Here is a 12,399-nt window from a genome sequence, read left to right on the forward strand (position 1 = left end):
GTGTCATTGGCTAGTTGGAGTTATCGGCCGTCTGGCCGTTCAGCTCATCGGGCGTGAACACGGGGAAGCACTGGGGAAAACCGGTGGCCGTGTAGAAGGTCTTGGGCAGGTCGGGAAAGAAATCCTTGCCCTCTGTCAGGTTCGCGTTGTCCTTGTGCGGGATTGGCAGGAAAACCTTCTGCGGCAGCGCATTACCCTCCAGCAGCACGACCGAGGCCTCCAGCGCCATGGCGGCCAGCGCCGGCGCCTGAGCGGCGGTAATCCCCGGATACTTGCCCTTGCTGACCAGCATCCGCGTGCCGTTGCCGGCATCGAAGCCGACCGGGACCACGGGGTGCTTGGCCGCGGCCATCGCCTCAAGCGCGCCAACGGAGCCCTCCTGGACAACGATGCCGTCAAAATTGCCGTTGGTGGCGATGGCGTCGGACGTTACCTTCGACGCCTTGCCCACGTCCCAGTCGCCTTCGACCTTGACCGTCTTTAGATCGGGGTACTTGGAGAAGACCTCGCTGAAGCCCGCCTGGTTGTCGCGGTCGACGCTGTTGCCGGGGACGCCATCGATTTCCAGAACCTGACCCGAAACATTGCCCTTCTTGGCCTTGATGCCATCGACCACGGCCTGCGCCTTGATCCGGCCCAGCTCGACCTGATCTTCATTGATCTGCACGACCTGGTTGGAGTCGAGGACGTTGTCATAGGTAACCAGCACCACGCCGGCTTGCTTGGCACGCCTCACGACCGCGTCGAAGGCGGTGGGATTGACGGCATTGATGATCACGGCGTCGTAGCCGGCGGCGATGAAGTTGTCGATCGCGGAGATCTGCGCCGTGGAATCATTGCCCACCGATATGATCTTCAGGTCGGACAGCTTGGACTTATTCTCGGGACGCGCGCCCCAGGCCTTCGCGGTCTGGATGGAGTTGGCACGCCAGTCATTGCCGACATAGCCGTTGACCAGGGCAATCTTATAAGGCCCGGCCTTCTTCGGATAGGAGATCACCGAAGCACTGTCCGGTGCAGAAGCGTAGCAGTCGGGCTTGTAGGTGTCCTGCGCCCGGGCGCCTGGGAGCGTTGCGGCAGATGCCGCAAGGGCGCCCATCATCAGAAGCGTCATACGTCTTTTCATTTCACTTTCCTCCCGTTGTCCGGCGACCACCGCCGGTTTTCAAATTGATGTGAGCTTTCCTCCGCCGCACTTGCCGCTGTGGAGGCCGAATTCCCGAGATGGAGGCATATGGTCGGATCATGGGTCCTGCTGCCATCAACGCCGGTTCAACGAGACGGCAATGATGATGATGGCCCCCTTGATGCATCGGCCAGGACGATGAATGGCGCCTTGCCGCCAAGCTCCAGCGAAACAGGAGCCAGATTGCGCGACGCATTGGCCATGATGCGCTTGCCGGTCGGTACGCTCCCGGTCATGGTGATGAGGTCGACGCCGGGTTCCGTGCAGAGCACTTCGCCTACGATTTCGCCTCGTCCCGTTATGATGTTCACCACGCCGCCCGGCACGCCCGCTTCGACAAAGATGCGAGCCATTTCGAGTGCCGAAAGTGGCGTGTCTTCATGCGGTTTGAGGACGATGGTGTCGCCGGCGATCATGGCGGGCGCCACCTTGCGGCTGACCAGGGCGCCATTGGCTGGATTGATCACCGGGCGCATACCGGCTTCGCCAGTGACAAACTTCCCGTCGATCAACATGGGATAGGATTTCTTGTCTTCTGCTGCCATGGTTCGATCCGCTTTTGCGTGCGTTGCAGGCGTGCCGACGCCTAAGGGTTGGATTTCGCCGCAGCCATCTGGACCGCGAATTCGATCGCCTCGATCAGACTGTCCTCATTGGCGATGCCCTTGCCGGCAATGTCGAAGGCCGTGCCGTGGTCGACGGAGGTGCGGATGATCGGAAGGCCGAGCGTGACATTGACCCCGGAGAGCGCTTTCCACTCACCGGTCACGGGATCGACGTTGAAGCCGAGCAGCTTCACCGGGACATGGCCCTGATCGTGATACATCGCGACCACCGCGTCATACTGGCGGGCGCGCAGCTTGACGAAAACCGTGTCGCCCGGGACGGGCCCGACCACCGTAAAATCGGCGGACGTGTAGGAGGCGACGATCGGGGTCGTGATGTCGATATCCTCACGGCCGAAAATGCCGCCCTCACCGGCGTGCGGGTTGAGCGCGGCAATCGCAATGCGGGGATGGGCAATGCCGAGGCCGCGCAACGCCTCGACCGTCAACTGGATGACCCGCCGCAACCGAGGTTCGGTCAGTTTCGACGGAACCTGAGCCAGCGCTACGTGGGTCGAGACATGGCTGACGCGAAAATCGCCATGGGCAAGCATCATCACGGAATCGCGGGCGCCTGTCAGTTCCGCCAGCATGTCGGTGTGACCGGCATAATGATAGCCGGCCAGGTTGAGCGCTTCCTTGTTGAGAGGAGCCGTGACGATACCCGCGATTGAACCGGCCTGCGCCAGGCGCACGGCTTTTTCGATCGCCAGATAGGCGAGGCGCCCGCCTTCAGCCGACATGACGCCTGTCTCAATGGGGGTCCGCTCCGGTCCAGCCTCAAGAATGGCCACGGGCGGAACGGTCCCCCCCGCCGAAGCTGACGGTTCTTCCAGCTCGATGCGTCCTGAGATGGGCTCCATTGCGCGCATCGCGGTGACGCTGCCGATAATGAGAAGCGACAAAGATCCATCGGCAAGCCGCGGTTTCAGCCTTGCGCATGCTTTTGCAATGATCTCAGGGCCGATGCCCGCGGGATCACCCATTGTGATGCCGAGTCTTGGACCAGACATAAACGCCCCTAATTGGTCAATTGTGGTCATCTTGTAATCCTTTCAACCATCGACGTGCAATAGTTTTCTTTTTCGGTCATCCGTAATCATACGAACGTGAGAATCGCCTCTTCGCCTGCCTCTCCGTGGCGTGCGATCCGAGGTGTCAGGCTGTTGAAATATCGTTTGACGCCATTTGACCGGCGGAGACGGACCCGCCGGTGCTTTTGGCCGGAGATCGTCTTGATCAGCGGTGCGCGAGGGCCGCGAGCCTGCAGAGCAGGGCACTGTCGCCGAATGCGCCGGATTTCGAAATGGTGGCCAGCCCCTCGAAAACACCACCCTTGACCCTGGAAACCGGAAGCCCTGGCTCGATCTCGCATTCGACGGTGAGTTCGATGACGCCCAGGCTGTCGCACACCGATCGCAATGTTTCACCGCCGGTGACGAGCAACGTGCCGGGCTTTGGCAAGCCTGCGAGAAGCGAGGCAAACACCTTGCCGATATGGGCTGCCACGGCGTGGCGATCGCCCGATGCAGCGACACTGACGACCGACGGCTCCCCGCGCATCATCCTTTCCGCCAAACGCCTTCTCGCTTTGTCGATGTCGTGCTCCACGACCACATGCGCATCCGCATGCCTGGCTGCAAAGAGGGCTACCTGTCCCGCCGTGACCTCATGATTTGTGCCGACAAGGGCCAGAAATGGATCGGAAAACGCAGGAACAGGCTTGTGCGGCACATTCATGTGCCGTGCGAGTGCGGCCGCCAAGCCGCCAGTGCCGACCCACAACGTCGCTTGTTTCGGTACGGTCGCGACGATCCTGTCCAGGTCGGCATCCGTTTCGGCGTCGTAGAGTGTGATGAAATCAACTGGTTGTGACCCTGGTGAAGAACGCCCAGCCGTAAAGCGCTGGCCTAGACCGGCGACCAGGTCGGGACCTACCATTTCGGTTTGATCGAGCCGCCATTGCCGCCCAAGGCGCGTGGCGCGTCGCTGAAATGGGAACGCAGGTGCGATAACAGCACGCTGGTACGTTCCGTTGACGATGCAGGCCTCAATTTCAGCGATGACGTGGCCGCGCAAAAGGCTGTCGATCTTCTTGAAACTCAACTGTCCGCCGGCGAGCCATGGCGCAAGCGCCCGGTGTCTCTCGACCGCCGTCGCCACAGGCCCCTCCCGGGTGGCGGCGTCGATAGCCATACGTCCCGCAAAAATACGGTCCAGTTGCCAGCTTACCCCAATGCCATTCCCGGGCGATGCAAAGGAAACCGCGCTATCCAGGGCGCCGGTCAAGTCGTCTGCGACGACCCGGATATCCTTAACCTCAGGAGTGCTCAACTCAACAACCCGAACGGCTGACGCGCACGACCTTGACGTCTACATCGAGCGTCCGAAGATTGGTGAGATGAGCCGGATCGATGCCCTCGTCGGTAATGATCTGGTGGATCTCGGTCAGGCGGCAGATCGTGCAAAAATTGGGGACGGTGAACTTCGAATGGTCGGCAAGCACGACCACACGACGCGCCGCGGCAATCATCGCCTGCTTCATTGCCGCAACCTCCAGCGAGGTCTCCGTGAGCATGTCTCCGGTGATGGCATGGGTGCCCAGAATGGCCACATCGGCGTGAATGGTTCGCAGGAAATTCTCGCCAGGCTGGCCGATCAGTGTAAGCGAACCAGGCTTGCAGGTGCCTCCCGGCATCACGAGACGCACTCCCGGCACAGGTGCAAGTATCTGAGCGATCGCAAGGCTGTTGGTGACGGCCGTAAGCGGGATCGGCGCCGCGGCTATGGCGCGGGCGACTTCCAGAACGGTCGTGCTTGCGTCGAAAATGACGCTTTGCCCGGCTCGAAGTTCCGACATCATGGCGGCGCCTATGGCCTCTTTCTCGGCTCTGGCGAATTGCGCTGCAGTGGCGAGATCCGGCTCGAACGTGGCCAGTTCCGTGCGTTGAAGCATTGCGCCGCCATGCGTCCGCTCCAATGCTCCTTGCCGTTCGAGCGTCTCGAGATCGCGCCGAATCGTCGAAGGCGACGCGCCGATGAGATCAATGAGTTCCTGAACGCCGACGGCTCCTTCTCGTTTAAGGCATTCGAGGATGAAGGCGTGGCGCTTGGCCGGAATCAGATCGACCCGCCCGCGCCCGCCATCATCTTCCCATGCCCCGGCGGACACGACAGGCGCCATGTCCTCGGCTGTTGATTTTCGGACATTCCTTGCCACGTTCGTATCTCCGCATGGTCGCGACGCGCTCACCTGATTCACAGCGCGCTCTGTGTCGCGAATATCACGAATCCCTCGGGCTAGCCCAATGATTTGTCACCCTGATGGGCGAATTCCTATCATTATTGGCTGATTTTGACTGAATCTGGGAAGTCGGCATCGTCATTTGGCGGTTACAAGCGAGCAATTTTGGTCAAGCTGTCTAACAAGCGGCCTAAAATGAATCGGCAAATGAACAGGCCTTTTGAGCTCCGTAGCGAACCGGGGGAGGAACCATTTTTTCTATCGAGGCTGAAATCGGCCATAGCCGGGGTCCGGCTGCGGCCTCTTGAGTGGCACGCCGACCTTCCAACTATTTGATTTAATTGGTGATCCCGACAGGAATCGAACCTGTGACCTACAGATTAGGAATCTGCCGCTCTATCCTACTGAGCTACGGGACCACGCGGCCAGACACATAGCCGCTTCGGATCGTTTCGCCAAGGGGCCGGCCGCATGCAATTCGGCCGGCTCCTTGCGCGGCGGGCCTCAAGCGGCCAGAGCGGTTTCCGCCAGTTTCACCCAGTAGCTCATGCCGTGCGGGATGGCTTCGTCGTTGAAATCGTAGGCTGGGTTGTGGAGACCGGCGGTGTCGCCATTGCCGATGAAGATGAAGGCGCCGGGGCGGGCTTCCAGCATGTAGGAGAAATCCTCGCCGCCCATCACCGGCTGGATGCCGCGGTGGACATGGCTGTCGCCCGCGACATCGGCCGCCACGTCGCTGGCAAACACCGTCTCTTCGGCATGGTTGAAGGTGACTGGATAATTTGCCTGGTAATCCACTTCGATCCTGGCGCCGAACGCGGTCGCCAGTCCGTCGCAGATCGCGCGGATGCGCTCTTCGGATTTCTTGGCGATCTCCTTGCGCAAGGTGCGCACGGTGCCGGCGATCTCGGCCGATTCGGGAATGATGTTGTAGGCGTCGCCGGCATGGAATTTGGTCACCGACACCACCACGGCCTCGACCGGATCGGTGCTGCGCGAGGCGATCGTCTGCAGCGCGCCGACCAGCTGGCTGGCGATGACGATCGGGTCGATCGTGCCGTGCGGCATAGCGGCGTGGCCGCCGCGGCCTTTCACGGTGATGGTGAATTCGGCCGTCGCCGCCATGATCGGGCCCGGCCGGATGGCGAACTGGCCGACAGGCAGGCCCGGCATGTTGTGCATGCCGAACACTTTTGCGATGCCGAAGCGCTCCATCATGCCGTCCTTGACCATCTCGTTGCCGCCGCCGCCGCCTTCCTCCGCCGGCTGGAAGATCACCGCCACGGAGCCGGCGAAATTGCGGGTCTCCGCGAGATATTTGGCGGCGCCCAGCAGCATCGCCGTGTGGCCGTCATGGCCGCAGGCGTGCATCTTGCCGGGAACGGTGGACGCATAGGCCTTGCCGGTGATCTCATTGAGCGGCAGCGCGTCCATGTCGGCGCGCAGGCCGATGGTGGCGCCTTCGCCCTGGCGGCCGCGGATGATGCCGACGACGCCGGTCTTGCCGAGGCCGGTGACCACATCGTCGCAACCGAACTCCTTCAGCTTTTCAGTGACGAAGGCGGCCGTCTTGAAGACGTCGAAGTTGAGCTCCGGCGTCTGGTGCAGATGCCGACGCCAGCCGGCAACTTCGTCCTGCATTTCAGCGGCGCGGTTCAGGATTGGCATGATGGTTCCATTTCGTGGTTGGAGCAGCCGGCTTCAGCCTGGTGTTTCGCAACTGAGCCCAGTGTTCTGCAATTGTGCCCGTTTTGCAATTGTGCCGGGTGTTTTGCAATTGTGATTGTCAGGTGCTTTGCCATGTTGGCGTCACATAGGGTAAATAGCACCGCAACGATGCGGTCCGTTTTTGAGGGACGGACCCATTATGCTGGCGGTCACGTAACGAAATCTTACGGAGCCAGGGGCGATCAGGGCAAGAGGCGATTTCGGATTCGATCATGCGGCACAGGCATTTCCTCAAACTATTCTCGGCCGGCGCAATCGTGCTGTCGGTCCTGGCCGGGCCGGCGCTGGCCAATCCGGTGGTTGTCTTCGACCTGAAGAACGGCCAGATCCTGCAGCATCAGGATGCGTTCAAGCGCTGGTATCCGGCCTCGCTCAGCAAGCTGATGACCGCCTATGTGACCTTCCGGGCGATCGCGGCCGGCGAAGTCCAGCTTGATTCGCCGATCAAGGTGACCAAGCACTCCGCCGGCGAGCCGCCGAGCAAGATGGGCTTCAAGCCGGGCTCGGTGATGCGGCTCGACAACGCGCTGAAGATGATGCTGGTCAAATCGGCCAACGACATCGCCATGGCGGTCGGCGAGAATGTCGGCGGCTCGCAGGCCGCCTTCGCCGAGAGGATGAATGCCGAGGCGACCCGGCTCGGCATGAACGGCACCCATTTCGTCAATCCGAACGGCCTCTACTCGCCCGACCAGTACACCACGGCGCGCGACCTTTCGGTGCTGGTGATGGCGATCCGCCGCGAGTTTCCGCAATATGCGCCGTGGTTCTCCATCGAAGGGCTTGCGGTCGGCAAGAAGGCGATCCCGAACTACAACCTCCTGATCGGCCGCTATCCCGGCGCCGATGGCATGAAGACGGGCTTTGTCTGCCCTTCCGGCTTCAACATGATCGGCTCGGCGACGCGCAATGGCCGTACGCTGGTCGCGGTTGTGCTTGGCGAGAAATCGGCGGTCAGCCGCGCCGAGACCGCGGCGAGGCTGCTCGACCAGGGATTTGACACGCAAGCCGCCGGTTCGGCCACTGTCGCCACCCTGGCGCCCTACGGTGACACGGTCTCGCCCAACGACATGCATGACGAGGTCTGCAAGAAAAAGACGCCGGAGGAGCAGTCCGAGGCGCCGCCGGCCGCCGCCGCCAAGGACGTGCCGAAATCGCCCTACCAGGAAAAGCTCGACCATGTGCCGACGCTGGTCGCCGTAGGCCTCGGCGGCGCCACGGGTCCGGCGCCGAAGGCGATGCTCGACCAGGGCGGCCAGGAATATGCCGACGTGCCGATCCCGAGTTGGCGGCCGGATCGGCCGGCGCCGACCGGCGCCGGTCCGGCCGTTGCCGGTTCCGCCGCGCAAGGCGATCAGCCGGCCAAGGTCGCGAACTAACCTGATGAGCGGATTCCCGATCCCTGTCTCGGTGCTGACCGGCTTCCTTGGAGCGGGCAAGACGACGCTGCTCAACCGGCTCCTGAAGGACCCGGCGCTGGCCGACACGGCGGTCATCATCAACGAGTATGGCGAGGTGGCGATCGACCATCTGCTGGTCGAGCAGGCTTCCGACGGCATCATCCAGCTTTCGGACGGCTGCTTGTGCTGCACCGTGCGTGGCGAACTGGTCGACACGCTGGCCGACCTCGTCGACCGGCTGCAGACCGGCCGTATCGCCCGGCTTGCCCGCGTCATCGTCGAGACCACGGGGCTTGCCGACCCGGCGCCGGTGCTGCAGTCGATCATGGCGCATCCGGCGCTCGTCCAGGCTTTTCGGCTCGACGGCGTCATCACGCTGGTCGATGCGGTCAACGGCAATGCCACGCTCGATACCCACGTCGAGGCGGTCAAGCAGGTCGCCGTCGCCGACCGCATCGTGCTCAGCAAGGTCGATCTGGCGACCGATGCCGGCGACCTCGACACGCTGCGGACGCGCCTGCGGCAAATCAATCTGGGTGCCGAGCTGCTTGATGCCGGCAATTCAGCAACAGGTGTGGCGGCGCTGTTTGATTGCGGCCTCTATAATCCCGCCACCAAATCCGCCGACGTGCGGCGCTGGCTCGGCGAGGAAGCGGCGCATGAGCACCATCATCACGGTCATGACCACGATCACAGTCATGATCATGGCCATCGCCACGATCAGCGCGTGCGCTCCTATTCGCTGGTCCATGACGGTCCGGTGCCGTTTTCGGCGATAGAAATGTTCCTCGACCTGTTGCGTTCGACGCATGGCGAAAAGCTGCTGCGCATGAAGGGCGTGATCGAGCTCAGGGAAGATCCGTCACGCCCGCTGGTCATCCACGGCGTGCAGAAGATCCTGCATCCGCCCGCGCGGCTGCCGGCCTGGCCCGACGGCCAGCGCGGCACACGGCTGGTGCTGATCACGCTCGATATGCCGGAAGACTATGTGCGCCGGCTGTTCGCCGCCTTCACCAACCGGCCGTCGATCGACACGCCCGACCGGGCGGCGCTGGAAAACAATCCGCTGGCGATCGCCGGAAGATAGCGTTCCACGCCGAAATTCAGACGGTCTCGCCGCGCACGACCAGGAATCGATGGCCGCCTGACATCGCCGCTGTTTCAATCAGCTGGTGGCCGGCGTCCGAGCAAAAGGCGGGAATATCGATGACGGCGAGCGGGTCGGTGGTCTCGAGCCAGAGCCGGCTGCCCGGCTGCATTCCGGCCAGGCGCTTCTTTGCCTTCAGTACCGGCAAAGGGCAGTTCAGCCCTTTCAGGTCGTAGATAGCGGTATCCCCGGCCAAGCTCAGCCGCCGAACATGCCGAGTAGCTTGTTTTTCAGCTTTGTCACTCGGCTTTCATCAGCGCTTGCGGCCTGCGTTTCGGCGACCGGCGCGACATCCGTGGGAGCAGCGATGGTGGCGGTGGCGACAGGGGCTTCCTTCGCGGCCTTGGCCGCTTCCTTTGCAGCAACGGCTTGCGCCTTGGCCGCTTCCTTTTCGGCCAACGCCTGCGCCTTGGCAGCTTCCTTGGCCTGCTTGGCGGCCTCTATGGCGGCCAGCCGCTGCTCCTCGGCCTTCTGCTTGGCTGCTTTTTCGGCGTCGAGTGCCGCCATCTTGCGGCCGGCGGGCGAATCGATGCGGCCCATGCGCGCCGTCTCGGTCACCGTGCCGTCGTTGTTGAGCGACGGCGGATCGATCGGCACGCGCTCGCCGCGCGCCCGGCGCTTCGACCAATCCGAAACGATACTGGCTTCCTTGATGCCGGCAATGGTCGGCTTGGGCGGCGGCACGCTTGCCTTGAGCGCGCCGTTGAAGGCAGCGTCGTAGGTGCTCTGGTAGGCGTTGTAGGCGCTCTTCAGCGAATCTGGCTGGGTGGTGGCCGGGCACTGTCCGGTCGGATCGAATGTCTGGCCGTCGGCGGCGACCTGGTTGAAGACGTAGCGCTTTTCGCAGACGTCGACCTTCGGCGGCACCTTGGTGATCTCGAAATTGTCGTAGCCGACCTTCAGCATCTTCCAGAATTCATAGTTCGGGTCGTTGCGATAACGCGCCATGTTGGCGGCGGTCATGCGGAACGGGAAGGCCTGGATCTGGAATTCGGTCTGGCCGCCCTGGAAGGCGTCGCGGCCGAAGGCATAGATCTGCTCGATCTGCGCGTCGGTCATCGAGTAGCAGCCCGACGACGAGCAGGCGCCGTGCACCATCAGGTTCTGACCCGTGCGACCGTTGGCACGGTCATAGGCGTTGGGAAAGCCTATGTTGAAGGACAGGTGATAGTTCGACCTGGGATTCATCTGCGACGGACGCACCGTGTAGAAGCCCTCCGGCGCCTGGCGGTCGCCCTCGGTGTATTTGGGCCCGAGCTTGCCCGACCATTTGCAGATGTCATAGGAGGCGACGAGACCGTAGCGGCCGTCGGTCTTGGCCTTCCAGATCTCCAGCTTGCCCTCTTCCTTGAAGATGCGCGCCATCACCGAGGAGGTACGCACCATGCCCTTGGCCCTCATGTCGGCCAGGATCTTGTCCGGCAGCGGCTTGTTGGCTTCCGGGGCAAAGTCCTTCATCGACGAATCATTGCAGCCGGCGACGGCTATCGAGGTGATGAGGACTCCGGTGCGGGCGAGCTTGGCAAACATGGATACGGCTATGTCTTTTCCCTCGGGCCAATGGCTTCAAAATGCCGGCCCGCATGCTGAACACCCACGGACCGTAAGCCCGTTAACCTTGAAAATTCCTTACCGCAAGCCTCGGCCAACGCCTCGCGGCAATTTCATTGAACCGAATGCGACGGCATTTTTGTGGCGGAATCGTGCCTTCCCGCCACTTTGCCGTGTGGTGGCCGGGGCAATCCCAAGGCGATCACACGTTTTGACAGATCCGGATTTGCCGGGGACTAGCTAATGGTGCCAGCTTCGTTATTGCCGCCTTCGTTATTGCCATTGTCCACTGGCGGCTGGGAACTCGCCTGTTGGGCAGTCAGTGCTTGCAGGCGGGCCGCTTTGACCAGCGCAGGTCTCTCGTATTCTTTCATCTCGGATCCCCCGTAAAACGACAAGCTTAATTAGCAGCCGTTAAAGCAGGGTGTCCATCGTGACCCAGTCCCTAGAGCGGTTCAGCGTTTGACGGAATCGCAGAACCGCTCTAACTATTTGTTTTTACGCAATTCCGGACGGAAAACCGTTACACACTTTTCCTGGAATTGCTCTACAGGCTTCTGCCCATCGCCAGGTATTTCTCGCGGCGCTGCTCGCGAAAATCGGTGTTGGCGCCGGCGAATTCCTTCATCGTCCTGGCGATGAGGTCGCCCGTCGCGGCAATCACCGTTTCGGGCGCGCGCTGGGCGCCGCCCATCGGCTCGGGGATGATGGCGTCGATAACCTTCATTTGCAGAAGGTCCTGCGCGGTGATCTTCATATTGGTCGCCGCATCCTTCAAGCGGGTGGTGTCGCGCCACAGGATCGAGGCCGCCCCCTCCGGCGAAATCACCGAATAGATGGCATGTTCGAGCATGTAGACGCGGTTGGCGGTGGCGATCGCTATGGCGCCGCCCGAACCGCCTTCGCCGATGACCACCGAGATCGACGGCACTTTCAGGCCAAGGCAGGCCGAGGTCGAGCGCGCGATGGCTTCGGCCTGGCCACGTTCCTCCGCGCTAACGCCAGGATAGGCGCCAGCGGTGTCGACCAAGGTCAGAAGCGGGATCTTGAAACGGTCGGCAAGCTCCATCAAACGCACGGCCTTGCGATAGCCCTCGGGACGCACCGAGCCGAAATTGTGCTTCAGGCGGCTTGTCGTGTCGGAACCCTTTTCCTGGCCGATGATCGCGACAGGCTCGCCGCGAAAGCGGGCAAAGCCGCCGACGATCGCCTGGTCCTCGCCGAAATTGCGGTCGCCGGCGAGCGGCGTGAAATCGCTGAACAGGCCCTTGATGTAGTCGACGCAGTGCGGCCTGTCGGAATGGCGCGCCACCTGCACCTTCTGCCACGGCGTCAGCGCCTTGTAGAGTTCGCGCAGCGCGTCGTGGGAACGCTTCTCGAGCCTGGCGATCTCATCGGCGACATCGACCGCCTCGCCGTTCTCGGCAAGCTTCTTGAGCTCGAGGATCTTGAGTTCAAGATCCTGCACCGGCTTTTCGAAATCGAGGTAATTGTACATGCTTGAGCGGACCGATACGTCGGAAGGCAAGGACCGCGGA

Annotated in this window: 12 protein-coding genes and 1 tRNA gene; 2 read left to right on the forward strand and 11 right to left on the reverse strand. The window is 62.2% G+C overall.

Annotated features, from left to right (window positions below):
* Positions 1 to 10: 10 nt before the first annotated feature.
* From MesoLj_RS08825 to MesoLj_RS08855, 7 genes are all read right to left on the reverse strand, one after another.
* Positions 11 to 1,126 carry a sugar ABC transporter substrate-binding protein gene (locus tag MesoLj_RS08825; RefSeq protein ID WP_202325759.1) on the reverse strand — a complete coding sequence of 372 codons (1,116 nt, stop codon included), beginning with the start codon at positions 1,124 to 1,126 and terminating at the stop codon, positions 11 to 13.
* A gap of 146 nt (positions 1,127 to 1,272) precedes the next feature.
* On the reverse strand, positions 1,273 to 1,731 hold the full coding sequence (locus MesoLj_RS08830; RefSeq protein ID WP_244735330.1) for an aldehyde dehydrogenase family protein: 459 nt from the start codon (positions 1,729 to 1,731) through the stop codon (positions 1,273 to 1,275).
* Positions 1,732 to 1,772: 41 nt separating this feature from the next.
* Positions 1,773 to 2,804 carry a 4-hydroxythreonine-4-phosphate dehydrogenase PdxA gene (gene pdxA, locus MesoLj_RS08835; protein WP_202325760.1) on the reverse strand — a complete coding sequence of 344 codons (1,032 nt, stop codon included), beginning with the start codon at positions 2,802 to 2,804 and terminating at the stop codon, positions 1,773 to 1,775.
* A 226-nt stretch (positions 2,805 to 3,030) separates the two neighbouring features.
* Positions 3,031 to 4,080: a four-carbon acid sugar kinase family protein gene (locus MesoLj_RS08840; RefSeq protein ID WP_202325761.1), complete on the reverse strand. Its 1,050-nt coding sequence runs from the start codon at positions 4,078 to 4,080 to the stop codon at positions 3,031 to 3,033.
* 46 nt (positions 4,081 to 4,126) lie between these two features.
* Entirely contained in the window at positions 4,127 to 5,053 is a 927-nt protein-coding gene (locus MesoLj_RS08845) for a DeoR/GlpR family DNA-binding transcription regulator (protein ID WP_244735331.1), read from the reverse strand.
* 324 nt (positions 5,054 to 5,377) lie between these two features.
* Positions 5,378 to 5,454: transfer RNA gene (locus MesoLj_RS08850), tRNA-Arg, on the reverse strand.
* 85 nt (positions 5,455 to 5,539) lie between these two features.
* Positions 5,540 to 6,703 carry a M20 aminoacylase family protein gene (locus MesoLj_RS08855; RefSeq protein WP_140772426.1) on the reverse strand — a complete coding sequence of 388 codons (1,164 nt, stop codon included), beginning with the start codon at positions 6,701 to 6,703 and terminating at the stop codon, positions 5,540 to 5,542.
* A 272-nt stretch (positions 6,704 to 6,975) separates the two neighbouring features.
* Here MesoLj_RS08855 and MesoLj_RS08860 point away from each other — a divergent pair, with 272 nt between their 5' ends.
* A complete protein-coding gene (locus MesoLj_RS08860) occupies positions 6,976 to 8,142 on the forward strand; it encodes a D-alanyl-D-alanine carboxypeptidase family protein (protein ID WP_202325762.1) in 1,167 nt (388 codons plus the stop codon).
* 4 nt (positions 8,143 to 8,146) lie between these two features.
* Entirely contained in the window at positions 8,147 to 9,250 is a 1,104-nt protein-coding gene (locus MesoLj_RS08865) for a CobW family GTP-binding protein (RefSeq protein WP_202325763.1), read from the forward strand.
* 16 nt (positions 9,251 to 9,266) lie between these two features.
* On the opposite strand, the gene MesoLj_RS08870 is transcribed toward MesoLj_RS08865, so the two are convergent.
* The 4 genes from MesoLj_RS08870 to MesoLj_RS08885 all read right to left on the reverse strand — a co-directional run bounded on the left by MesoLj_RS08870 (position 9,267) and on the right by MesoLj_RS08885 (position 12,359).
* Positions 9,267 to 9,506, reverse strand: coding sequence for a sulfurtransferase TusA family protein (locus MesoLj_RS08870; protein WP_202325764.1), 240 nt, complete (start codon positions 9,504 to 9,506; stop codon positions 9,267 to 9,269).
* Positions 9,507 to 9,508: 2 nt separating this feature from the next.
* Positions 9,509 to 10,840, reverse strand: coding sequence for a L,D-transpeptidase family protein (locus tag MesoLj_RS08875; protein ID WP_202325765.1), 1,332 nt, complete (start codon positions 10,838 to 10,840; stop codon positions 9,509 to 9,511).
* 257 nt (positions 10,841 to 11,097) lie between these two features.
* Positions 11,098 to 11,235: a hypothetical protein gene (locus MesoLj_RS08880; protein ID WP_202325766.1), complete on the reverse strand. Its 138-nt coding sequence runs from the start codon at positions 11,233 to 11,235 to the stop codon at positions 11,098 to 11,100.
* 173 nt (positions 11,236 to 11,408) lie between these two features.
* Entirely contained in the window at positions 11,409 to 12,359 is a 951-nt protein-coding gene (locus MesoLj_RS08885) for an acetyl-CoA carboxylase carboxyltransferase subunit alpha (RefSeq protein WP_202325767.1), read from the reverse strand.
* Positions 12,360 to 12,399 lie beyond the last annotated feature (40 nt).

Source organism: Mesorhizobium sp. 113-3-9, assembly GCF_016756515.1.
In the GTDB taxonomy this organism is placed as follows: domain Bacteria; phylum Pseudomonadota; class Alphaproteobacteria; order Rhizobiales; family Rhizobiaceae; genus Mesorhizobium.